Origin of the sequence: Pectobacterium colocasium, from assembly GCF_020181655.1 — a bacterium.
Taxonomy (GTDB): Bacteria; Pseudomonadota; Gammaproteobacteria; order Enterobacterales; family Enterobacteriaceae; genus Pectobacterium; species Pectobacterium colocasium.
Map to the genome: position 1 here is coordinate 438597 of NZ_CP084032.1, position 21616 is coordinate 460212.

Annotated in this window: 24 protein-coding genes, 1 tRNA gene and 1 pseudogene; 15 read left to right on the top strand and 11 right to left on the bottom strand. The window is 49.4% G+C overall.

Annotated elements, in window-relative coordinates:
• The first annotated feature begins 191 nt into the window (after window positions 1–191).
• Window positions 192–428, top strand: a complete 237-nt coding sequence (locus LCF41_RS02000; RefSeq protein WP_225086672.1) for an immunity protein — start codon at window positions 192–194, stop codon at window positions 426–428.
• 286 nt (window positions 429–714) lie between these two features.
• On the opposite strand, the gene LCF41_RS02005 is transcribed toward LCF41_RS02000, so the two are convergent.
• From LCF41_RS02005 to pepA, 4 genes are all read right to left on the bottom strand, one after another.
• Window positions 715–1365 carry a DUF421 domain-containing protein gene (locus LCF41_RS02005; RefSeq protein ID WP_225086673.1) on the bottom strand — a complete coding sequence of 217 codons (651 nt, stop codon included), beginning with the start codon at window positions 1363–1365 and terminating at the stop codon, window positions 715–717.
• A gap of 181 nt (window positions 1366–1546) precedes the next feature.
• Entirely contained in the window at window positions 1547–4402 is a 2856-nt protein-coding gene (locus LCF41_RS02010) for a valine--tRNA ligase (protein ID WP_225086674.1), read from the bottom strand.
• A gap of 12 nt (window positions 4403–4414) precedes the next feature.
• Window positions 4415–4864 (bottom strand): DNA polymerase III subunit chi, encoded by a 450-nt coding sequence (locus LCF41_RS02015; protein WP_225086675.1) that lies wholly within the window; start codon window positions 4862–4864, stop codon window positions 4415–4417.
• Between the two features lie 99 nt (window positions 4865–4963).
• Window positions 4964–6475 carry a leucyl aminopeptidase gene (gene pepA, locus LCF41_RS02020; RefSeq protein WP_225086676.1) on the bottom strand — a complete coding sequence of 504 codons (1512 nt, stop codon included), beginning with the start codon at window positions 6473–6475 and terminating at the stop codon, window positions 4964–4966.
• A gap of 283 nt (window positions 6476–6758) precedes the next feature.
• On the opposite strand from pepA, the gene lptF reads away from it, so the two are divergent.
• The 4 genes from lptF (at window position 6759) to LCF41_RS02040 (ending at window position 10714) form a co-directional block, all read left to right on the top strand.
• Window positions 6759–7874: an LPS export ABC transporter permease LptF gene (gene lptF, locus LCF41_RS02025; protein ID WP_225086677.1), complete on the top strand. Its 1116-nt coding sequence runs from the start codon at window positions 6759–6761 to the stop codon at window positions 7872–7874.
• Window positions 7874–8950: an LPS export ABC transporter permease LptG gene (lptG, locus tag LCF41_RS02030; protein ID WP_225086678.1), complete on the top strand. Its 1077-nt coding sequence runs from the start codon at window positions 7874–7876 to the stop codon at window positions 8948–8950. Before lptF ends, lptG begins: the two co-directional genes overlap by 1 nt.
• 256 nt (window positions 8951–9206) lie before the next feature.
• Window positions 9207–9291, top strand: a tRNA-Leu gene (locus tag LCF41_RS02035).
• A 163-nt stretch (window positions 9292–9454) separates the two neighbouring features.
• Window positions 9455–10714 (top strand): tyrosine-type recombinase/integrase, encoded by a 1260-nt coding sequence (locus tag LCF41_RS02040; RefSeq protein ID WP_225086679.1) that lies wholly within the window; start codon window positions 9455–9457, stop codon window positions 10712–10714.
• A gap of 99 nt (window positions 10715–10813) precedes the next feature.
• On the opposite strand, the gene LCF41_RS02045 is transcribed toward LCF41_RS02040, so the two are convergent.
• The 7 genes from LCF41_RS02045 to LCF41_RS02075 form a co-directional block, all read right to left on the bottom strand.
• The gene (locus tag LCF41_RS02045; RefSeq protein ID WP_225086680.1) at window positions 10814–11926 is read right to left on the bottom strand and encodes a hypothetical protein; all 1113 of its coding nucleotides are present in this window, start codon (window positions 11924–11926) and stop codon (window positions 10814–10816) included.
• A 2-nt stretch (window positions 11927–11928) separates the two neighbouring features.
• Window positions 11929–12861 carry an AAA family ATPase gene (locus LCF41_RS02050; RefSeq protein ID WP_347880993.1) on the bottom strand — a complete coding sequence of 311 codons (933 nt, stop codon included), beginning with the start codon at window positions 12859–12861 and terminating at the stop codon, window positions 11929–11931.
• 42 nt (window positions 12862–12903) lie between these two features.
• On the bottom strand, window positions 12904–13944 hold the full coding sequence (locus LCF41_RS02055) for an IS630 family transposase (protein ID WP_225084894.1): 1041 nt from the start codon (window positions 13942–13944) through the stop codon (window positions 12904–12906).
• Between the two features lie 96 nt (window positions 13945–14040).
• On the bottom strand, window positions 14041–14640 hold the full coding sequence (locus tag LCF41_RS02060; RefSeq protein WP_225086681.1) for an AAA family ATPase: 600 nt from the start codon (window positions 14638–14640) through the stop codon (window positions 14041–14043).
• Window positions 14641–14721: 81 nt separating this feature from the next.
• Window positions 14722–14955: a hypothetical protein gene (locus LCF41_RS02065; RefSeq protein ID WP_225088257.1), complete on the bottom strand. Its 234-nt coding sequence runs from the start codon at window positions 14953–14955 to the stop codon at window positions 14722–14724.
• 118 nt (window positions 14956–15073) lie between these two features.
• Window positions 15074–15322 carry an ogr/Delta-like zinc finger family protein gene (locus LCF41_RS02070; RefSeq protein WP_180829690.1) on the bottom strand — a complete coding sequence of 83 codons (249 nt, stop codon included), beginning with the start codon at window positions 15320–15322 and terminating at the stop codon, window positions 15074–15076.
• A complete protein-coding gene (locus LCF41_RS02075; protein WP_225086682.1) occupies window positions 15319–16074 on the bottom strand; it encodes a capsid size determination protein in 756 nt (251 codons plus the stop codon). The genes LCF41_RS02070 and LCF41_RS02075 overlap by 4 nt, the downstream gene beginning before the upstream one ends.
• Before the next feature lie 539 nt (window positions 16075–16613).
• Between LCF41_RS02075 and LCF41_RS02080 the strand changes: the two genes are divergently transcribed.
• The 10 genes and pseudogenes from LCF41_RS02080 (at window position 16614) to LCF41_RS02125 (ending at window position 21561) form a co-directional block, all read left to right on the top strand.
• Window positions 16614–16874: a helix-turn-helix transcriptional regulator gene (locus LCF41_RS02080; protein WP_225086683.1), complete on the top strand. Its 261-nt coding sequence runs from the start codon at window positions 16614–16616 to the stop codon at window positions 16872–16874.
• Window positions 16871–17095: a hypothetical protein gene (locus LCF41_RS02085; RefSeq protein WP_005973635.1), complete on the top strand. Its 225-nt coding sequence runs from the start codon at window positions 16871–16873 to the stop codon at window positions 17093–17095. Before LCF41_RS02080 ends, LCF41_RS02085 begins: the two co-directional genes overlap by 4 nt.
• Before the next feature lie 119 nt (window positions 17096–17214).
• Window positions 17215–17409: pseudogene (locus tag LCF41_RS22180) on the top strand (ash family protein); the annotation flags it as partial.
• Between the two features lie 44 nt (window positions 17410–17453).
• Window positions 17454–17651, top strand: coding sequence for a host cell division inhibitor Icd-like protein (locus LCF41_RS02095; protein ID WP_225088079.1), 198 nt, complete (start codon window positions 17454–17456; stop codon window positions 17649–17651).
• Window positions 17644–17838 carry a hypothetical protein gene (locus LCF41_RS02100; protein WP_225088080.1) on the top strand — a complete coding sequence of 65 codons (195 nt, stop codon included), beginning with the start codon at window positions 17644–17646 and terminating at the stop codon, window positions 17836–17838. Before LCF41_RS02095 ends, LCF41_RS02100 begins: the two co-directional genes overlap by 8 nt.
• Window positions 17835–18101, top strand: coding sequence for a hypothetical protein (locus LCF41_RS02105; RefSeq protein ID WP_225086684.1), 267 nt, complete (start codon window positions 17835–17837; stop codon window positions 18099–18101). The genes LCF41_RS02100 and LCF41_RS02105 overlap by 4 nt, the downstream gene beginning before the upstream one ends.
• The gene (locus tag LCF41_RS02110) at window positions 18098–18439 is read left to right on the top strand and encodes a DUF5375 family protein (protein ID WP_212768710.1); all 342 of its coding nucleotides are present in this window, start codon (window positions 18098–18100) and stop codon (window positions 18437–18439) included. The genes LCF41_RS02105 and LCF41_RS02110 overlap by 4 nt, the downstream gene beginning before the upstream one ends.
• Before the next feature lie 11 nt (window positions 18440–18450).
• Window positions 18451–20775 (top strand): phage/plasmid primase, P4 family, encoded by a 2325-nt coding sequence (locus LCF41_RS02115; RefSeq protein ID WP_225086685.1) that lies wholly within the window; start codon window positions 18451–18453, stop codon window positions 20773–20775.
• 260 nt (window positions 20776–21035) lie between these two features.
• Window positions 21036–21287, top strand: a complete 252-nt coding sequence (locus tag LCF41_RS02120) for a type II toxin-antitoxin system Phd/YefM family antitoxin (protein ID WP_005973616.1) — start codon at window positions 21036–21038, stop codon at window positions 21285–21287.
• A complete protein-coding gene (locus LCF41_RS02125; RefSeq protein ID WP_005973612.1) occupies window positions 21277–21561 on the top strand; it encodes a type II toxin-antitoxin system RelE family toxin in 285 nt (94 codons plus the stop codon). Before LCF41_RS02120 ends, LCF41_RS02125 begins: the two co-directional genes overlap by 11 nt.
• The last annotated feature ends 55 nt before the right edge of the window (window positions 21562–21616 follow it).

A 21616-nucleotide genomic window follows, 5' to 3' on the forward strand; every position in this document is an offset into this window, starting at 1 on the left:
GCTTCTATCGCTGCTGGAGTCGGTACGGCGGTTGGTGCTGGAGGTGGTAAGGCAATTGAAGTCGGGAATAAATATTTCTCTGTCGTTTCAGATAAAACAGCCAGTATGACAGGTGCTATTGGCGGTGCCGTAGCGAGTGAAGTGACAGGGAGTAAAGTTCAAGATAAGGTTGATAATGCGGGAGAATCTAAATGAGCCCCCTAAAATCACTATTAATTCTGCTTATAGGTTGTTCCATTACTATGATTATGGTCGTTTTTGCAGCGTGCTTGTGCGCTGCATTTTTAACCTATTTAAAAAATGGAGTATTAATTATTAGTTGGCAGGATGATGTAATTTTTTCGCTAAAAAGAGGAACTGTTGTTGGCGTAACAACAGGAATAGGAATCTGGATCATGTCGATGCTAAAGGCCAATAAAGAGAAATAAATACAGTCTACGTTCCCGGTATAACGCCGGGAGTTTTAGAGCGACAACATGCCTTCAATCACTTATGACGGTACGATGACAGTTTAATACTGGAGTTGAACTGCTACTGAGCTCTAGGCTTTAGTTGCGATATGAAGGGTAATGATGACCGCGTGTTATGCATAGCATGTCGGTTAATAATGAAAACGCTCTTAGGGATAAAAGAAATAATCATTTTCAATAACTGATCTCCACCGCAGTCTATGGCGGCGGTAGAGATCGTCTCATTGATTCTCACTAAGTGCCGCTATTTGACGATGGTACCGTCATTTAATATGAACATGAGATTGCCTTTCCAGAATTCAGCCAAATAGATGTTATCTAACTCGATGCCATGTCGAGTAATTTCGGCAAGGAGCCACTCTTCATCTTTCTCTATTTCACACAAATCGTTTTTCCTCGGCTTACCATCTTTAATCACGATCACAGATGGCATCTCCATGCCTTCACAAATCACACTTAGCTGTCCGTTGGGTTCGATTTGAGCATAGTTTATCTTTTGGAAAGAGTTGATCCCTTGAGCATGCAGCTGTGAAGCTACGTTGATAATATCTATTTTATTCTTCTTTTGTAGAATGTTTTCCATCAGGAATTTCCCTTTCTTGATAATAGGGATTGGGTCACCAATACTGACGGAGCGAAAAAAATAAATATTCTTACTGATAGCGTTAAGAAGAGAAATCAGACTGACACCAATGAGTAATACAATAACATATTGGTAGAGTGGAATACTGTCACTATAAATTACGCCGCCAATAATACCACCTAATATAAAGTTACCAATAAAATCCACAGGAGTCATTTGCGATAGCTGTGTTTTACCAGAGAAATTTAAATGGGTAATAACAATAGTAAAGCCGATAATAAATTTTAATAACACGTATCCGTAATATTCCATTTTCTTCTCCGTTACTGTCCTGACGGTGTTTTCATCTTATTAGGGTATGACGCAGGTAGTGTGATAGATATCAATCTATTGACTATAGCAAGACTGCGCGTAATGGGGAGTGTTGATTTTTCGCCGGATTTTGCAGAAAGAAGAAGGCCCTGACATGGTCGTCAGGGCCAGAAGGGAAGGATTACAGCGCAGCGATGACTGCGTGCTGTTCCAGCAGCTTGGCTTTCGCTACGGCGTAGCCGTCCAGTTTTTCACGTTCTTTGGCAACGACCGCTTCCGGTGCTCGCGCCACAAAGCCTTCGTTGGACAGCTTGCTTTCGATGCGGCCAATCTCGGCTTCGATTTTCGCCACTTCTTTCGCCAGACGATCCAACTCTGCCGCTTTGTCGATCAGACCCGCCATCGGGATTAACAGCTCAGCGCCATCAATGAGTTTGGTGACGGAAACCGGACCTTTATCGCCCGCAGGCAGCAGCGTAATGTTTTCCAGACGCGCCAGCGTTTGGATGAAGCTGCGGTTCTCTTCCACGCGACGCTGTGCTTCTGCCGTCGCGTCACGCAGTAATACTTCCAGCGGTTTACCCGGCGCGATGTTCATTTCCGCACGGATGTTACGCACGGCGATAATCGCCTGCTTAATCCACTCCAGATCGTTCAGCGCCAGCGTATCTTCCTGTGCGGCATCAAACTCAGGGAACGGTTGCAGCATGATCGTGTTGGCGCTAATGCCTTTCAGTGCTTTAACGCGTAGCCAGATGGTTTCGGTAATGAATGGAATAATCGGGTGTGCCAGACGCAGCAACGCTTCCAGTACGGTAACCAGCGTGTGGCGCGTACCGCGCAGTTCCGCTTCCGAGCCGCCATTCATCACTGGCTTCGTCAGTTCCAGATACCAGTCGCAGAACTGATTCCAGGTGAATTCGTACAGAATACCGGCCGCAATATCAAAGCGATAGCCGTCCAGCGCTTCGCGATAGGCTTTCACCGTACGGTTGAATTCTGCCAGAATCCAGCGATCAGCCAGCGACAGCACTTTCTCGCCTGCGCCAAAACCACAATCCTGATCTTCTGTGTTCATCAGCACAAAACGGCTGGCGTTCCACAGCTTGTTACAGAAGTTGCGGTAACCTTCCAGACGCTTCATATCCCAGTTGATGTCGCGGCCAGTAGAAGCCAGCGCCGCCAGCGTAAAGCGCAGGGCGTCTGTACCGTGAGGCTCGATGCCGTTCGGGAACTGCTTCTCGGTACGCTTGCGGATTTTTTCCGCCAACTGAGGCTGCATCATGTTGCCGGTACGTTTTTCCAGCAGCGCTTCCAGTGAAATTCCGTCCACCATATCCAGCGGGTCGATAACGTTCCCTTTGGATTTGGACATCTTCTGGCCTTCCTCATCACGGATCAGGCCGGTCATGTAGACGGTGTGGAATGGCACCTGCGGTTTGCCGTCTTCATCTTTGATGAAATGCATGGTCAGCATGATCATGCGGGCAATCCAGAAGAAGATGATGTCGAAGCCGCTCACCATCACGCTGCTTGGGTGGAATGCTTTCAGATCCGGCGTTTGCTCCGGCCAGCCCAGCGTAGAGAACGTCCACAGGCCAGATGAGAACCAGGTGTCCAGTACGTCTTCGTCCTGATTCAGAACGACATCATCGGCGAGGTTGTTTTCACTGCGAACTTCCGCTTCGGTACGGCCCACATAAACATTGCCGTTAGCGTCGTACCAGGCCGGGATACGGTGACCCCACCACAGCTGACGGGAGATACACCAGTCCTGAATGTCGCGCATCCAGCTGAAGTACATGTTTTCGTACTGTTTTGGCACGAACTGAATGCGACCGTCTTCCACCGCTTCTACCGCTGGTTTAGCCAGCACGGCAGCGCGCACGTACCATTGGTCGGTCAACATCGGTTCAATCACCACGCCGCCACGGTCGCCGTAAGGCACGGTCAGATCGTGCGCTTTAATTTCTTCCAGCAGGCCGAGTTCATCGAATGCGGCGACGAGTGCTTTACGTGCGGCAAAACGTTCCAGACCCTGGAAGGCTTCTGGAATGTCGCTGCTGTAAACCGTGCTGGCTTCGCCATTGGTATCAAACACTTCGGCGCTCTGACGGATATCGCCGTCGAACGTCAGAATATTGACCATCGGCAACTGATGACGTTTACCGACTTCGTAGTCGTTGAAGTCGTGTGCTGGTGTGATCTTCACGCAACCCGTGCCTTTTTCCATGTCGGCATGTTCGTCGCCAACGATCGGAATGCGACGGCCAATCAGCGGCAGGATCACCTCTTTGCCGATCAGATCTTTATAGCGTGGATCTTCCGGGTTAACGGCGATACCGGTATCACCCAGCATGGTTTCCGGACGGGTGGTAGCGACGACCAGATAGTCTTTCCCTTCGGCCGTTTTGACGCCATCGGCCAGCGGATAGCGCAGGTGCCACATCGACCCTTTCACTTCGCGGTTTTCTACTTCCAGATCGGAAATCGCAGTGCGTAGTTTTGGATCCCAGTTCACCAGACGCTTACCGCGGTAAATCAGGTCTTCTTTATACAGGCGGACGAACACTTCTTTCACCGCGTTGGACAGGCCTTCATCCATAGTGAAGCGTTCGCGCTCCCAGTCAACGGAGTTGCCCAGACGGCGCATTTGACGGGTAATGTTGCCGCCGGATTCGCCTTTCCACTGCCAGATTTTGTCGATGAATGCTTCGCGGCCGTAATCGTGGCGGGTTTTGCCTTCTTCTGCGGCGATCTTGCGCTCAACGACCATCTGCGTGGCAATACCGGCGTGGTCAGTACCCGCCTGCCACAAAGTGTTTTTGCCCTGCATACGCTGATAGCGAATCAGCGTATCCATAATGGTTTGCTGGAAAGCATGACCCATATGCAAGCTGCCGGTGACGTTGGGCGGCGGGATCATGATGCTGAAGCTTTCTTTACTCGTGTCGCCGTGCGGCTTGAAGTAGCCTTGTTTTTCCCAGTGTTCGTAGAGCGGCTGCTCGATATCTTGCGGGTTATATTTCGTTTCCATTATGCTCAAAATTCAGTGAGTTGGCGGCGTAGCCGTGGTCAATTGGAAGCCGACGCTGCGATAGGTTTTATAGCGGTCGCGCGCCAACTGTTTCAAGGATTCTTCGTAAGGGACAAAGTCTATCACTTCATGGAAAGCGGTGGCAAAATCTGCGAACTGCGGCAATAGGCTAATCAGCAAATCCCGTGGCGCGTTGCCACGCCGCTGCGGCCAGGCCAGTTCGACGGGTGCCCCGTGACGCGGACCTTCGCCTGCCAGATTATGCGGCACGAACGCATGAGGGTCGCGTTGCCATAGTGCCTCATCCAGTCTGATGGCCTGCTGCTCGTCTTCACAGGCAATCAGCACGCGCTTTCCTGCTCGCCAACGTTCTGCCGCCAGATCGCAGGCCAGCGCCTCATGGGCGCTGAGCTCACCGCTTTTGCTGTCGTGTTCGAGAAGATAGAACGTTGCGTTTTTCATTATTTACACGAATTTTTAGTGTTCACAGTATTGATAAGGGCCGGAATATCCGGCCCGATTATACTCGTCATACTTCACGTTGCATGTGCGTTAGCTACGCTATTCTACGTCGTTCTGCCCAGCACGGTTAAGCAGGAACTGTGATAACAGCGCGACCGGGCGACCTGTAGCCCCTTTGGCTTTGCCGGAACGCCAGGCGGTGCCCGCGATATCCAGATGCGCCCAACTGTACTTACGCGTAAAGCGCGACAGGAAGCAGCCTGCGGTAATTGCTCCGCCCGGACGACCGCCAATGTTCGCCATATCGGCAAAATTGGACTCCAGTTGTTCCTGGAATTCGTCGGTCAGTGGCAGACGCCATGCGCGGTCGCCAGACTGCTCGGACGCGCTCAACAGCTCGTGCGCCAGCGGATTGTGGTTCGCCATCAAGCCGGTGATGTGGTGCCCCAGCGCAATCACGCACGCGCCAGTCAGCGTCGCGACGTCAATGACGACATCCGGCTCATAGCGCTCAACGTAGGTCAGCGTATCACACAGAACCAGACGACCCTCTGCATCGGTGTTCAGCACTTCTACCGTTTGGCCGGACATCGTGGTCAGCACATCGCCCGGACGGTATGCACGGCCATCGACCATGTTTTCACAACCTGCCAGCACGCCGATGATGTTCAACGGCAACGCCAGTTCGGCCGCCATACGCATCACGCCGTAGACCGTGGCCGCGCCGCACATGTCGTACTTCATTTCGTCCATGCTGTCGGCAGGCTTGATGGATATGCCGCCGGAATCGAACGTCAGCCCTTTACCTACCAGCACAATCGGGCGGGTTTCCGGGTTCGGATCGCCTTTATATTCGATCACGGACATCAGCGATTCATTCTGCGAGCCCTGACCCACGGCCAGATAGGCATTCATGCCCAGCTCTTTCATCTGCTGTTCGCCAATCACGCGCGTGATGATGTTCTGGCTGTAGGTATCAGCCAGTTGGCGCGCCTGCGAAGCCAGATAGGCGGCATTACAGATATTTGGCGGCATGTTGCCGAGATCTTTCGCGGCTTTGATGCCCGCAGCAATCGCCAGACCGTGCTGAATCGCACATTCACCGCTGGTCAGTTCACGGCGTGTTGGCACGTTGAACACCATTTTGCGCAGCGGACGGCGCAGCTCGACCTTATTGCTCTTAAGCTGATCGAAGGTATACAGCGTCTCTTTGGCAGTTTCGACCGCCTGACGCACTTTCCAGTACGTGTTACGGCCTTTCACGTGCAGTTCGGTCAGGAAGCAGACTGCTTCCATCGAGCCGGTTTCGTTCAGGGCGTTAATCGTTTTCTGAATCACCTGCTTGTACTGGCGTTCATCAAGCTCACGCTCTTTACCACAGCCAATCAGCAGGATGCGCTCGGAAAGAATGTTAGGTACATGGTGCAAGAGCAGTGATTGCCCCACTTTGCCTTCTAATTCACCACGGCGAAGCAACGCGCTGATATAGCCGTCGCTGATTTTATCGAGTTGTTCGGCAATAGGGGACAGACGACGCGGTTCAAACACGCCGACGACAATGCAGGCACTGCGTTGTTTTTCCGGGCTACCGCTTTTTACGCTGAACTCCATGTACTCTCCTGAATCTTAAAGACAAAGGCGGGGGCAACGGCTAGAATGTGACACTCCGTAATACTTTCCCGCCGTTGCGTTAACATAACCTGTGTTAATCTTAACGACGTAACGAACCTGTTTTAGTGACTAATAAGCAGGTTCTGATACAACAGCTCAAACGCAGTGTGTTGTAATACCGTTTTAGCTAAGAGGGCTGCCAAAAATGAGTATAAATGGCGCGTTAGCGAAGAAACTATCGATTTTCCTGCAAAAAGACAAGTTTTCACAGGCGTAATTAAGCGTGATCATCATTCGATATCTGGTACGGGAAACCTTTAAGAGCCAACTGGCCATCCTTTTCATTCTGTTACTGATTTTCTTTTGTCAGAAATTAGTGCGGATATTAGGTGCCGCTGTTGATGGTGAAATCCCGACAAATTTGGTTATCTCCCTGTTGGGATTGGGTGTGCCAGAAATGGTGCAGCTCATCCTGCCATTAAGCCTGTTTCTTGGTGTATTGATGACGTTTGGCCGCCTCTATGCGGAAAGCGAGATCACCGTTATGCACGCCTGCGGGCTGGGTAAACGTGTCTTGCTGAAAGCCGCATTGGCTCTGGCGGTGTTCACCGCCATCATCGCCACCATTAACGTCATGTGGCTTAGCCCGTGGTCGTCCCGGCATCAGGAAGAAGTGCTGGCGGAAGCGAAGGCGAACCCCGGCATGGCAGCGCTGGTCGAAGGGCAGTTCCAGTCTGCGCAGGGCGGCAACGCGGTGCTGTTTGTCGGTAATGTCAAAGGTTCGGAGTTTCAGCACGTCTTTCTGGCACAACTGCGCCCCAGCGGTAACGCGCGGCCTTCTGTTGTGGTTGCCGATCGCGGTCATATCAAACAAAACGAAGATGGTGCGCAGGTCGTGACGCTGGATAACGGTTCGCGTTACGAAGGCACGGCGCTTTTGCGTGATTTTCGTATCACCGATTTCACCAACTATCAGGCTGTGATCGGTCACCAGACCGTGACGCTGAATAATAGCGACGTGCAGCAAATGGATATGCAAGCGCTCTGGCATTCGGATGCGCACGATGCACGTGCAGAGTTCCATTGGCGGCTGACGTTGATTCTTTCGGTGCTAATCATGGCACTCATGGTGGTGCCGTTAAGCGTGGTGAACCCACGCCAGGGCCGTGTGCTGAGCATGCTGCCCGCGATGCTGCTGTACCTGATCTTCTTCCTGCTGCAAAGCTCGCTGCGTTCTAACGCCAGTAAAGGAAAAATCGATCCGATGATATGGGTCTGGCTGACCAACCTGATGTACTTCGGCATCGCGCTGATGCTTAACCTGTGGGATACCGTGCCGATGCGCAAAGTGCGCGCCCGCTTTAAGCCTCGTACTCTTAGAACACAAGGAGCGGCCTGATGTTTGGTGTATTAGACCGCTATATCGGCAAAACGATTTTCACCACCATCATGACGACGCTGTTCATGCTGGTGTCGCTCTCCGGCATCATCAAGTTTGTCGACCAACTGCGTAAAGTTGGGCAGGGCGAGTATTCGGCGCTGGGCGCTGGGTTGTACACGTTGCTTAGCGTACCCAAAGATATTGAGATCTTCTTCCCGATGGCGGCGCTGCTCGGCGCATTGCTCGGGTTAGGCCAACTCGCGACCCGCAGTGAACTGGTGGTGATGCAGGCTTCCGGCTTTACCCGCTTGCAAATTGCGACTGCCGTGATGAAAACCGCGATCCCGCTGGTGCTGTTGACGATGGCGATTGGCGAGTGGGTTTCCCCGCAGGGGGAACAAATGGCGCGTAACTACCGTTCTCAGATGATCTCTGGTGGGTCGATGATCTCTACGCAGGGCGGGCTGTGGGCAAAAGACGGCAATGACTTTATCTATATCGAACGAGTGACGGGCGATAAAGAGCTGTCTGGCGTCAACATCTACCACTTCGACGATAAGAACAAACTGCTATCTGTGCGCTATGCGGCCTCCGCCGAGTTTGAAGATGACAGGAATGCCTGGAAGCTCTCGCAGGTTGATGAATCTGATTTGAGCGACGGCAAACAGATTGGTGGGAGCCAGACGCTTAGCGGTGAATGGAAAACCAATCTGACGCCCGATAAACTGGGTGTGGTGGCGCTGGAGCCTGATGCGCTGTCGATCCGCGGGCTGCATGATTACGCCAAGTACCTGAAGCAAAGTGGACAAGAGTCTAACCGCTACCAACTCAACATGTGGAGCAAAATCTTTGCACCGGTTTCCGTCGCGGTGATGATGCTCATGGCGGTCTCTTTCATTTTCGGCCCGCTGCGCAGCGTGTCGGCGGGGTCACGTATCGTGATTGGTATCAGTTTTGGCTTCCTCTTCTACCTGTTGAATGAGATTTTCCGCCCGCTCAGCCTGGTCTACGGCATTCCGCCGATTTTAGGCGCTATCTTGCCGAGCTCGGTGTTTCTGTTCATCAGCGTGGCGTTGCTGCTGAAACGCCGATAGCACCAACTAAACCAGAAAAAGCGCCGAGCGGATTGCCCTTGGCGCTTTTTTATTGTCAGAATGAAACCAACGCCCTATGGATGTGGATATTCATTGTTCACAGTAACCTTGATCACCATGCTCTAGCGAGGCGCAAGGGTCATAACACGTTGCTAAAGATGATTTTTTCAGCACTTAACCGAACGCGGAGTGGATTAACGTTGCGCATGGGCCGCCAAACGGTATAATGCACCCGTTTTCCGCATACTACTTCTGTGCCGAAGTGGCGAAATCGGTAGACGCAGTTGATTCAAAATCAACCGCCGCAAGGTGTGCCGGTTCGAGTCCGGCCTTCGGCACCATTTAATAGTTCGAGAACGTCCGTAACAGTCCGTAAGTTACTAAAAAGAAAGCCGAAAGGCTTTTTTTTTGTCCTCAAGAGTCCGAGCACATCCGTTGCAATCCAGACCCCACAGGGGGCATAATTGGGGGCATCCCCACTTCGATTAGAAATGTGCCCCCAAAATGAAGCTCAACGCCCGCCAAGTCGAGACTGCCAAGCCAAAAGACAAAACCTATAAGATGGCGGACGGTGGCGGCCTGTATCTTGAGATCACCGCACGGGGATCTAAATACTGGCGAATGAAGTACCGCCGCCCAATCGATAAGAAAGAGGATAGGTTAGCTTTTGGCGTCTGGCCTACCGTTACCCTTGCTGATGCTCGCGCTAAACGTGATGAAGCCAAAAAGTTGCTGGTTCAGGGCATTGATCCTAAAGCCGAGCAAAAAGAAGTACAGGCAGAATCAGCGGGGGCATATACCTTTGAAACGGTCGCCCGTCAGTGGCACGCCAGTAACAAACGCTGGGGGGATTATCATCGATCGCGGGTTATCCGGTATTTGGAAATGTACATTTTCCCCGAAATCGGCGCATCGGATATCCGTAAGCTGAAAACCAGCCACCTTCTGACACCTATCAAAGCCGTGGATGCATCGGGCAAGCATGACGTCGCTCAACGGCTGCAACAGCGCATTACGGCGATTATGCGCTATGCCGTCCAGAATGATTATATAGAGTCTAACCCGGCTGGTGATATGGCTGGAGCGCTGACCACGACTAAAGCTCGTCACTATCCCGCTTTACCTTCTGTCCGGTTCCCTGAATTTCTTTCGCGTCTGGCGTCCTACCGTGGCCGATTACTTACCCGCTGTGCGGTGGAGTTAATGCTGTTGACGTTCGTCCGTTCTAGTGAACTGCGTTTCGCTCGGTGGCGCGAGTTTGATTTTGATAGCGCTGAATGGCGTATTCCCGCACAACGAGAAGAAATTGAAGGTGTGAGGTATTCCTATCGGGGCATGAAAATGAAAGAAGAGCATGTTGTGCCGCTGAGCAATCAGGCGCTTGCGGTACTGGAAAAACTGCATGCTTTGAGCGGTGACAATCCCCGGCTTTTTCCCAGCGATCACAATCCTGAAAAGGTGATGAGCGAAAATACGGTCAATAGCGCGTTGCGTACTATGGGTTATGACACCAAAACAGAAGTGTGCGGCCACGGTTTCAGAACGATGGCACGTGGTGCGCTGGGTGAGTCTGGCTTGTGGAGTGATGACGCGATAGAACGCCAGCTAAGCCACTCAGAGCGCAATAATGTGCGGGCGGCATACATTCACACCTCTGAGTATTTGGACGAACGCCGGTTGATGGTGCAATGGTGGGCGGATTATCTTGATGCGAACCGTGAGAGGTATGTTAAACCGTATGATTTTGCTAAGAACGTGTGCTAATTTTAAATATTATTCGCATGCATCCAATTGTATATTAATAAACATATTTGGTGGTTAACTAAGTTAAATGATTGGGAGGCATCCCTCCCGTTATCACATTTAACTGACTCTTGATTTTTTATATGGGCCACAACTCCAACTGAAGAAGTCTTTCCCTAATTTATACCACTTTTGATGAAGCTTTGGTGGTAAATCAGGGACGTACTTCCTCAGGCTTCCTTTATTGATATATTGTAAGGTGTTATTTAATAAGTTATCACCAAAACCTTCATAATTAAGACATGAAGGTTCGCATTCGCATTTTTTTAACTCAATACATTCGCAATTATATTTATAGTTGATTTTTTTTAGAATTGAATGCCAAAAATCCCCATGAATATTATCAAGTTCTAATGCGGTTTTAAGACTGAATCCTTTTTTATGATCAAAGTAAAATTTAACTGATTCATCTATAGAACAAATTTCTTTTAAAAAGGCTAAGGATTTCTCTTTTTTTTCCATTAAATTTAAATTGTTCAATACTTCTTCAATAGTTTCTAACGGCAATAGTGATTCAATTTCATGTACATCTAAAATCTCTACAAGCCCTGACCGATTAGTCCTTGAACCAAGAAAGTGTGCGCTTGTACCTCCATAAGGGGCCCGAGGATGATTTTTATCATTATCTACAATGCAAAAAGCGATTTCGTCATTTTTAATTGTGCGTTCAAAAATATCTTTAGTACTGCCTCCACCGCCATTAAGAGCATTAAAATTAATTGAGCAACGTGATAAATTTTCATTTCTGGCATAAAACGCCGCGATGATTTTGAAAAAATCAGAATCTAATGGGTTTTCACAAACTATTTTTGTTCTCTGTAGTTGTGATGAATCATTAAAATATAAAGGGCCACATACAAACTTGTATTTTTCCCCATGTTCTACCCATCTGAAAGATGTATCAGGAATTGTAAAGTCGACTGAAATGTAAAATGAAACTTGATTTAATATTGCATGATATTCTCTTAACCCTGATAATGCCTCAGATGCAAAATTTTTTGATGAGATACTGTAAATTCCGTTTTGCTCTTTAATAATGAAATTAAAAAAATCTCTAGATGCGATTAATAAATGTTTTCTTTCTGAAAATGAACGTAAAATATTCTCAATGGCTATTGTGAATTTGTTGTCTAATACATTCTCTTGAGTGATGTTTTCAATGTTTATAAGCATAGTTATCTACCCGAAAAAAAACCAACAGGCCAGTTTTGGAGAAAGCCATCTTCGTTAAAATACGATTTTTTAACTATCGTTTGCTGTTTTTCATTTTTCTCAAAAACTAATATTGAAACATCACTTTCTAAAAGCCCTTCATTATCCTCAATGCATTCACCAAGAGCTTCTATCATTGTTTGACTATGTGTTTCAAAAATAATTTTCAAATCTATTTTTTTATCTTTAGCTTTAGTTACTACCTTCGCGAAAATCCTTGCCAAGTTGTGTTGATATGATGGGTGAAGGTGTAATTCAGGTTGTTCGATAATAAATGTAATTGGTTTCTTCGGAGTGCTTACTCTGCGTTCAGTTTCAAGCCAAATAGCTGCAACTATAGGTAATACCTGTGAATAACCAAATCCCATATCACTTATATTATAATTTTCACTATTTTCGCCAGTGTTTATCAAAATCGCGAAGTGAGCTCCAGTTTGCTCGACCTTTATAATAAAGTCGAAATTGGACTTAGTCCATTCTTCAAATCTTGCCTTATCAGTTGGTCTTAATGAATTTAACAGCATTGCCAAATTAGAGCCAGTGTGATCTATTTCATTTACTTGTAAATCTTGAAATCGGTAAAATCGTTCTGATGTGGCTCGAAGTGGTGCGATATATTTGACATTTCTAAATGAGTCGGATAAAGAAATGTTTATTATGTCTATAAGGTTATTAATGTTCCAGCCAATTACAAATTGGTATAAGCCATTCATTACTTCATCTTGGTGAGATTCAAAATTTTTAATAAATGTTTTTTGTTCTCTAAAGATAAAACTGACTAATGTACTGGCATATTTTTTAGGAATGAAACTGATTCTTTTAAAAGCATCAGTAACTTGATTAATGTCAGATTTTATATGAAAATATGGTTTAATGAATTTAGATGCTAAGTCAATGAAAGATGATTCTAAAGCTCGATCATTCCTAAATGACTTCGCCTAATACCGCTCCACTTTAGCCAGACCATGCTGATTGCCGGGGAACGGTGAAGCGGCATTCATAAATAATTTTACCTGTTCCAGTAACTGCCACATATACCGGCACTGATGGTTACGCGTTATCGTTTCGTGTAACGACAACCACAGCAACTCGATTGGATTTAGCCACGGCGAATACGTGGGCAGGAACAACAACCGGAACTTCGTATTTTTTTCCAGCCACTTTTTCACCTTGTGGCTTTTATGAATGATGTAATTATCAACGACCAGCGTAATGGTTTTCGCTCGCCGATATGTCCGCCGTAATGTCTCTAACAGCTTGATAAATAAATCAGAACACTTTTTACTGCCGCCAACGTAATGGACTCGTCCCGTATCCGAATGCAGTGCCCCTGCCAGATAATACTTTTGGTTCTGTCCCGGCGTAGTAATACGTTTCTGTTGCCCTTTGAGCATCCAGTCCGCGCCGATTTTCGGGTTCAGGTCGATATCTACTTCATCCTGATAAAACACGGGATGCTCCGTTTGTTTCCGAGAGACCGCCTGTTCGATGACGAATCGTTTTTCCTCATAATCTGGATCTTTGATTTTCAGTGTTGGCGCGGCTCTGCGCCAGACAATACCCGCTCGTCTCAGATAGCGATGTAACGTGGAAGGATGAAGCGTCACGTTAAAAAGCCGGTTAATGATAAGTGCCAACAACTCGGTACTCCAGCGGGAGCGCAGCCAGCCAAAATCCTGAGGAGAGCGTTTAATAAGAAGCGGTAGCATATGCAGGATATCAGCGACTGGCCAGCGCGGTGCTCGTCCGGCTTTGAGGCTCTTTAGACCTTCAACACCATGTAAAGTAAACCAATTTATCCATCTTCCAACCGATGAGCGGGCCGCACAAAGCAGTCTGGCAACGTCGGTGACAGTCATTCCCCGATGCAGCATCAGTATGGCGATGAGTCGTCTGGAGTAATTTTTATCATGTGTCTGTTGGGCTTCTTTACGCATTAGTCGTCGTTCTTCATCAGGGATTGCTGCTATGATCGGCATCGCTCAGTCCGGTTGGTGATTTGTTTTGATTTGGCGATTGATCAGATCGCATAACTCGGACTGAGTTCCCTTCAAGTGATCTACTATTTGGCAAAGTTATTTAGAGTTACGTAAATAAAAAGGACTGGTAGTAATAGGTGTTTCTTCCTTTCCCTTTAAATATATGTTTGGTATAAATTGACCAAGATTTTTAGCAATAATCCCATCTTTCTCTAATACCCTTCCCTCAGAATCTATCTGTAACTTAACGTTATTATTCTCATCAAGAAAAAGTGTGATGGTTGCATCACTAAGAGTTATTTTGATTTTTTTAGTTTTTGTTTTTTTATCCTTGGAGTAAACTGTTAACTCCGTATTGATATTAGTATACTCTTTAGCCAAATCATTAAATCTATAGTAAGAGTATTTTTGTGCTACTTCTGGTGGTACTGAAAGTGAAAAGCTAAAAGTAATTTCTTTATTCTCTGAGTTTTTAGAAAGGACATCAGTAAAATCTCCATAGTCTACATATCTACCGTACCATAATATAGGGCCAGTGGTATTTTCTTCAACTGATTGACGAAATAAGGGAAATGTACGAAGTAGTGAGCTCTTTCCATTACTGTTTTTACCAACTAAAACTGTTATTGGTTTTAGATCAATAAAAGTCTTACTGACAAAACTTCTGAAATTTTCAAGGCCGATACCTCTAATCATTTTTATTCACCTAAGCTAAATTATATACCGTAAATAATTTGAATCGCAGAAAGGTTGCAAGTGAAGGAACCCCTGATGAAATTACACAAGTAAGTCATTCGGGTGAGCCAACGCACATGCATCTTGAAGTATGAATGGAATAACATCAACAATAAAGTAAACATCATTACATTTGGCGTCCGCGCGCAATGCTATCCCCGCCACGCCTGCCCGCTTTATGTAGCGCTTTTCATGCAGTTGTATGGAAGCGCTCAGGCCGCGCCAGTACTGGCGCTGTAGGGTAGATTCGGGGGTAAGTATTGCATGCAATTCCATGCACCGTATGCATGCACGGTCAAAAAATCGCTAGCCAGAGAAAAAAGCTCGCAAAAAAGCCCGCGCAATGGCGGGCGACTTCCTGATGCTCACGGTAATGAAATTATAATCTGGCTAATTAATTCCGCAGGGCTGAGGCCGAGTAATGCTTATATTTTTTCTGCATGACCGGTGATAACGGAATATCCGGCACCGGTAAATCTTTTCGGTTCGATGGCTGAATAATTTCCTCTATCGATTCCAGTGTGCGGAAAGTTGCTGAGCATTCAATATTTCGGCACTGGTGATAACGCTGCTTGACGTTCTCCGATAATGATCGGCTCGTGCGTGCATGGGCAGCGTGGCCGCAGAACGGGCAGTGCATCATGCTTTTTGGCTCCGTGTTTTTAATGCTTCCTCTTTTTCTTTTAATTCACGGAAAAATATCATTCTTTTTGCCGGGCTGGATACCGGCGCAAAATCGGCATGCGGCAACGCGGGGCGATACAATCTCAGAGATGACAATTCCGGCTCATTGTCCATATCAAATTGATACTTATTCGATTTCACCATCAGATAGTCAATCACCTGATTCATTACTCTCTTGTCAGGATCTTGATAGGCAAGCCCCTCAGTAAATTCAGATGTAGTAACATCATACATATGACGATATAGCTTGATAGCTCTGATTAGCTCCTCGCTAATGTTATTCATCGCCTGCTTAAATTCCCGGTCTGCGTATTGGAATAATGCCGAGTTATAATCATGCCAACATTCTTTTGCTGAATGGTGACATTTTGCTTTCTGTTTGAGCTGGTCGATTTCTAACTGCGCCAGTAAGCCATCATACTCCTGAGCCAGTTCGCGTTGTGCCAGACGCTGTAATTGCTGATTTTTTAGCTCTTCTGTCATTTCACCACGCGCCGCAAGAAAACGCGCCCGCCAGTCGCTATCGGAAAGTTGATTTTCCGCTTCTGCATTGGCTTTCTGCTCTTTGGCACGCTCAATCGCGGTGTTGATGTTATCCAGACCGTTAACATTGGCAAAGTGCTCTGCTCGGCTCTTCTGGTATTCATCCGCCGTTTTTTTCACATAATCCACTACTGCTGGCTTATCAGTTTGTTCTATTTTCTGGCTCATGGTCATTTCTCTGTATGGGGTGAGTGTCTGGTGGCTATTGTGCAATTCACCACACAACTCCCGCTATCTGAGCCTGTTCTGCCATCGGCCACACAAAACAATCTCTATCGCAGGCCGTTTCCCCAATTGAAAGCTAACTCTTTTATAAAACTATTCACCACTCTTCACCTGAGAAAAAAGAATAGATAAATCAATAAATAAAGGGGTTAAGAGTTGATAAAAAACTCTTCACCGAGTGTTCACACTGTTCACCCGGTTTTTTGAGCCTTTTTTCTGGCGAGCATGTTTTTTGAGTGTTTTTTTAGGTTTCAATATTAATAATTAACCACTTTAACGGGTTGATTCATGTGCAGGTTGCAAAGCATTACTAAACATTACAATAAAACGAGGAAATAGATGAATTTTTAACCAGTTTGTATCACCGACGGCACAACAGCCCCTTGTTGCGGCCTCCAAAAATATTCACATAATAGCGAGCTACCAGAGAAATCCAGCGCCATCCGGCCAGAGCCGGGCGGACATGAACGAGGTAGCGTCACATGTTGTCAGCCACACCCCCAACACCCATTCCTGCTATGCCCCCGATGTCACCGCATCCGGTCAGAGAGCGCTTAATGCGCCTGCCGGAAGTGTTGCACGTCACCGGCATTTCCCGCTCGACGCTGTACGAACTGAGCAGCCGCAAAGCCTTTCCTGCCAACGTTTCGCTGGGTGGGAAAAGTGTCGCGTGGGTTGAGTCCGAAATTCATCACTGGGTGGCCGAGCGTATCGCCGCCCGTCAACAGGAGAACTACGCATGATCACCTTAACTATCGCCGGACAGTCAGTCACACTCGATGAACGGGAAGCCCTCAGCCTGTGCGATCAACTGCTGCCCGCCATTCGTAATCCGGCCACCATTGCCGCCCGTGAACAGCGTTTCGGCGCATTGCTGCTGAGCATTGCACCAACGCCCGCCGCCTCTGACTCCCCCCGGCGTTACTGCGCATCCCGTGCCGGTGATGCGCTGACCAACTGCTGAGGCTGTTCATGACTGCGCAATTTATCCCTTTCCCCGGCTTGCCTGCCGGGGCTTTTTGGCGTTATAGTTTAGTCGCTGCCGCAAAATCGGTAGCCGGGATTTGCAGCCCGAGCAACTCAATGGCGACACCAGACGCGCCATGCGTCTTTTTTTATGTCGTAGCCTTAGTACATCAGTACGTTGTACAGCGGTTAGCTATTGCCCGCTGTAGCATTCGAACAATGGTGGCTCAGGCGGGGCAGCCTTCGGGCTGGCCGGTATCCATTGAGGCCGGTACTGCAAACCCTGTCTGGGCTACCACCAATGAGGTTTGCAGCTCCGGTGGTAGCGATAACCGTTACTCAATGGAGAATGCCTTATGGCTACGACCCTCACCCCGTCACACCCGCAATTTACCTTTCTGTTTCTGGCCGTGCGCCGCGCCGAATTACGCGCTTTACCGCACCGTGAAGCCGTTATCGCCCCGGATGAAATCAGCGCCCGCCGTTTACTGGCACGTGACTATGTGCTGTCTTTTGCTGGCCGTCTGCCTGTTCAGGGGGTTAGCCATGTTTGATTCTACCCCGCTGACCCTTGATGAAATCGCCGACCAGTGCCGCGCCTTAACCCATGCCGTGATTGAGCTGGATAACCCGATGGCAAAAGAGGTGCTGACGTTTGTACTGGCTGAACGGCTGGAGCTGCTGGCCATGACGCTGCAAAGCCCGGAAGCGCCGGAAACCGATAGCGGGGTGAGTGCATGAATAGCTTAGCTGCCCGTCTCAATAATCAGGATACCTATCCCATTCCCCACGCTGACTACCTGCGCCTGTCTCATGCGCACCGCGTCGGTGTGATGTTTCTCGATATGCTGGACGCTCAGCAATGCGGCATGACTGCCGCCAAACCTAATACCTTACCGGCCGATGATATGGCCGCACTGGTGGCGCTGCTGACCGACCAGATAGGCCACGTCATGACCCACTGTGAAGCCCACCTTTTCACCGCACGGGAGACAGTACAATGAACATCAATAATCAGTCCTGCATTCCGCTGGAAGTGCGTACTGCCGTGTATCGCCGCGCTGTGGCACAGGCCTATCTGGATAACTGCCGGGAAACCGGCATTGCCCTGAACTGCAACTTAAGCGAACTGGAAATCGCCATTGCGCTGGAGCTGGAGGGCGCACACGTGCGTGAGCACGGCACCGCCACTGGGATGGAAATCGCCTGTGCCATGCTGGGTGATATGGTGCAGCCGACGTTACTGACCGATAAACCCCGGCTAACCGTGCTGGGACACATCATCATGGGGGAGCTGTGCCAGTGCGCGACAGCGGCGACCCCGACCACCACACTGCATTAAGGGGCGACTACATGGCACACCTTATCGTGACACAGGCTGTGAAACACGCCAGCGGTCACTGGCCGCAACTGCTCCCGGCTGTGGGTATTCGTATTGGTGCTATCGGGCAACATACCGCCTGCCCGATGTGCGAGGGCAAAGACCGTTTTCGCTTCGATAACAAAGAAGGGCGTGGCACATGGATTTGTAACCAGTGCGGCGCGGGTGACGGCCTCAATCTGGTGGAGAAAGCCCTGAACCTGACACCAACAGAAGCCGCTGTGAAAGTGAGCGCGTGGCTGGGCGACCTGCCAGACAGTCCGGCAGCGTCAATGCCTGAAGACGACAGCGAGGCCGCCCGGCAACGGGCGGCGGTTCAGGCACAGGCCAAACTGAAAGAGGCGGTGACACAACCCGGCAACGCATATCTCAGCGCCAAAGGTTGGCCAGACGTGACCGTGCCCACCCTACAGGGTAAGCCGCTGCGCGTGGGCGGTATCACCTATCAGCCCGGTGACGTACTGGTGCCGCTGACCACACCGGACGGTGAAGTGGTGAATCTCCAGCTTATCAACGCACAGGGCGACAAACGCACGTTAAAAGGCGGACAGGTGAAAGGTGCCTTTCACTGTTTCAGCGGCAAACAGGCCAGCGTTATCTGGCTGGCCGAGGGCTACGCTACCGGCTTAACACTGCATCAGTTAACTGGCGATGCGGTGTATGTCGCGCTCAGCGCTAACAACCTGCCGTCCCTTGCCCGTGAGCTGAAAACCCGTTACCCAGCGGTCACACTACTGATAGCCGCTGACCGGGACGAGAACGGCACCGGCCAGACCAAAGCCGAACAGGCCGCCGTTGCCGTCAATGGCCGTGTCGCGTTGCCGCCGGTGTTTGGTGACTGGAATGATGTGTATCGTGCTGAGGGTGCCGACGCCACCCGGCAGCACCTGAATGCCTTTACTCAGCCGGAAAAGGTCAGCCCGTTTGCGTCGCTGGGCGAAGCCGAATTCAAGGCCATGAGCGCCAGTGAGAAAGCGGAGAAGATACGTGAGCACTACCGCGACACACTGGCGATTGACGCGTTCGGGGAAACGTTCTTTCAGTATCAGAACGGCGCGTGGAAAGTTCTTCCTCACCGTCTGTTAAGCCGGGATATCGCCGCACTGTTTCAGAAGATACAGGCACCCTTTACCGCGTCCGGTATAGACAGTGTGATTAATACGCTGAAACTGATTGTTCCTATGCAGGCTGAACCCCAGCGCCGGTTAATCGGCTTTCGTAACGGCGTGTTTGATACCGCCAGCGGTGAATTTAAACCGCATCGCCGGGAGCACTGGTTACATACCGTGAATGACGTGGATTACACCCCGTTTAAGGCCGGGGAAAACCTTGCCGACAACGCCCCGCACTTTTGGCGCTGGCTGACCCGTGCCGCCGGGAACCACGCGGATAAACAAGAGCGCATTCTGGCCGCGCTGTTTATGGTGCTGGCAAACTGCTACGACTGGCAACTGTTCCTTGAAGTCACCGGCCCCGGTGGCAGCGGGAAAAGTATTCTGGCGGAAATTGCCATCATGCTGGCCGGGGACGATAACGCCACGGCGGCCACCATCAACACCATTGAATCGTCCCGTGAACGCTCGTCGATTATCGGCTTCTCGTTAATCGTACTGCCTGACCAAGAGAAATGGAGCGGTGACGGTGCCGGTATCAAGGCGATTACCGGCGGCGATGCGGTGATGGTTGACCCGAAATACCGTGACGCCTATTCCACCCGAATTCCGGCGGTGATTCTGGCCGTCAATAACTCGCCGATGCGTTTTAGCGACCGCAGCGGCGGCGTATCCCGTCGCCGGGTGATTATCCACTTCGGTGAAACCATCCCGGCCAGCGAACGCGACCCCAAGCTGAAAGAGAAAATCCGCGCTGAACTGGCGGTGATAGTGCGTCACCTGATGAAACGCTTTGAAGAGCCAAACGACGCCCGGACGCTGTTACAGGCGCAGCAACACTCCGCTGAGGCGCTGGAAATCAAGCGGCAGGCTGACCCGCTGGTTGATTTTTGCGGCTACCTGCTGGCGCACAGCGACACCACCGGGCTGTATATGGGCAACGCCAACATCACACCGCGTAATCCGCGTAAATACCTGTACCACGCCTACCTGTCCTTTATGGAGTCGCACGGCCACCAGAAGCCGATCAGCCTGACGGCCTTTGGTAAGGTGCTGCCGAATATGATGTCGGAATACGGGCAAAGTTACCTCAAGGGCAGAACCAAGCAGGGCATACAGACTAACCTTGAGCTGAAAGATGAATCAGACGCTGACTGGCTGCCCAAATGTGAATCGGCAAGGTAGACGCCAACAACGACGCAACCGGCTCCGGCCGGTTTTTTTACGTCCAGATACTTCAAAGGTGACGAGTGACTCGTCACCTATTCACCGACTCATCACCCATTAATTTATTGATTAATAAAAATAAAAAGCTGTGGTGAAGAGGGTGAACAGTTTTGTACAAAATCTTTTTATTTGGCGTCGCGTTTATGCTGTGATGTTGCTGCTTTTTTGATTAAGTGCTAAATTCAGTATCAAATTTCATACTAAAAAAGAGGCTGATTATGTCTGTACAACCTATCCTTGCGAATGCTGCCGTAAGTATCAGCGACTTTAAAAAGTCCCCCAATGCCGCGCTTAAAGAAGCTAACGGCGAGCCTGTAGCGGTGCTCACCAATGGCCGTATCTCTGGTTACTATGTCTCCCCGGAAACATGGGAAGCGCTGGCCGATTATCAGGAAGATATCGAACTTGCCAAAATCGCCCGTTCCCGGATGAAGGGGAAGCGTGTGAAGGTCGATCTGGATGAGTTATAAGCTGGAGTTTGAAGAGCACGCGCTGAAAGAATTTAAGAAGCTGGGTGCGCCCGTGCGGGAGCAGTTCACCAAAAAACTGAAAGAGGTTTTACAAAATCCCCACGTTCCCGCCAACCGACTTCATGGAATGGCCGACTGCTACAAAATCAAACTTCGTTCCGCTGGCTATCGGCTAGTGTACCAAGTGCTCGAGCATGAGATCGTGGTACTGGTTTTAGCTGTGGGTAAACGGGAACGCTCAGAAGTTTATAAAACAGCGAAAGACCGACTATAAACGCGGATGTCTTAAACTCGCGGCTTCCTTGCTATGCAGTATAACTACCATCAAG

Bases quoted from the DNA above. Each gene is read 5' to 3' on its own strand.
- LCF41_RS02000 (WP_225086672.1), top strand. From the start codon at position 192: ATGAGCCCCCTAAAATCACTATTAATTCTGCTTATAGGTTGTTCCATT.
- LCF41_RS02005 (WP_225086673.1), bottom strand. From the start codon at position 1,365: ATGGAATATTACGGATACGTGTTATTAAAATTTATTATCGGCTTTACT.
- LCF41_RS02010 (WP_225086674.1), bottom strand. From the start codon at position 4,402: ATGGAAACGAAATATAACCCGCAAGATATCGAGCAGCCGCTCTACGAA.
- LCF41_RS02015 (WP_225086675.1), bottom strand. From the start codon at position 4,864: ATGAAAAACGCAACGTTCTATCTTCTCGAACACGACAGCAAAAGCGGT.
- pepA (WP_225086676.1), bottom strand. From the start codon at position 6,475: ATGGAGTTCAGCGTAAAAAGCGGTAGCCCGGAAAAACAACGCAGTGCC.
- lptG (WP_225086678.1), top strand. From the start codon at position 7,874: ATGTTTGGTGTATTAGACCGCTATATCGGCAAAACGATTTTCACCACC.
- LCF41_RS02040 (WP_225086679.1), top strand. From the start codon at position 9,455: ATGAAGCTCAACGCCCGCCAAGTCGAGACTGCCAAGCCAAAAGACAAA.
- LCF41_RS02045 (WP_225086680.1), bottom strand. From the start codon at position 11,926: ATGCTTATAAACATTGAAAACATCACTCAAGAGAATGTATTAGACAAC.
- LCF41_RS02055 (WP_225084894.1), bottom strand. From the start codon at position 13,944: ATGCCGATCATAGCAGCAATCCCTGATGAAGAACGACGACTAATGCGT.
- LCF41_RS02060 (WP_225086681.1), bottom strand. From the start codon at position 14,640: ATGATTAGAGGTATCGGCCTTGAAAATTTCAGAAGTTTTGTCAGTAAG.
- LCF41_RS02065 (WP_225088257.1), bottom strand. From the start codon at position 14,955: ATGGAATTGCATGCAATACTTACCCCCGAATCTACCCTACAGCGCCAG.
- LCF41_RS02070 (WP_180829690.1), bottom strand. From the start codon at position 15,322: ATGATGCACTGCCCGTTCTGCGGCCACGCTGCCCATGCACGCACGAGC.
- LCF41_RS02075 (WP_225086682.1), bottom strand. From the start codon at position 16,074: ATGAGCCAGAAAATAGAACAAACTGATAAGCCAGCAGTAGTGGATTAT.
- LCF41_RS02080 (WP_225086683.1), top strand. From the start codon at position 16,614: ATGTTGTCAGCCACACCCCCAACACCCATTCCTGCTATGCCCCCGATG.
- LCF41_RS02085 (WP_005973635.1), top strand. From the start codon at position 16,871: ATGATCACCTTAACTATCGCCGGACAGTCAGTCACACTCGATGAACGG.
- LCF41_RS02095 (WP_225088079.1), top strand. From the start codon at position 17,454: ATGGCTACGACCCTCACCCCGTCACACCCGCAATTTACCTTTCTGTTT.
- LCF41_RS02100 (WP_225088080.1), top strand. From the start codon at position 17,644: ATGTTTGATTCTACCCCGCTGACCCTTGATGAAATCGCCGACCAGTGC.
- LCF41_RS02105 (WP_225086684.1), top strand. From the start codon at position 17,835: ATGAATAGCTTAGCTGCCCGTCTCAATAATCAGGATACCTATCCCATT.
- LCF41_RS02110 (WP_212768710.1), top strand. From the start codon at position 18,098: ATGAACATCAATAATCAGTCCTGCATTCCGCTGGAAGTGCGTACTGCC.
- LCF41_RS02115 (WP_225086685.1), top strand. From the start codon at position 18,451: ATGGCACACCTTATCGTGACACAGGCTGTGAAACACGCCAGCGGTCAC.
- LCF41_RS02120 (WP_005973616.1), top strand. From the start codon at position 21,036: ATGTCTGTACAACCTATCCTTGCGAATGCTGCCGTAAGTATCAGCGAC.
- LCF41_RS02125 (WP_005973612.1), top strand. From the start codon at position 21,277: ATGAGTTATAAGCTGGAGTTTGAAGAGCACGCGCTGAAAGAATTTAAG.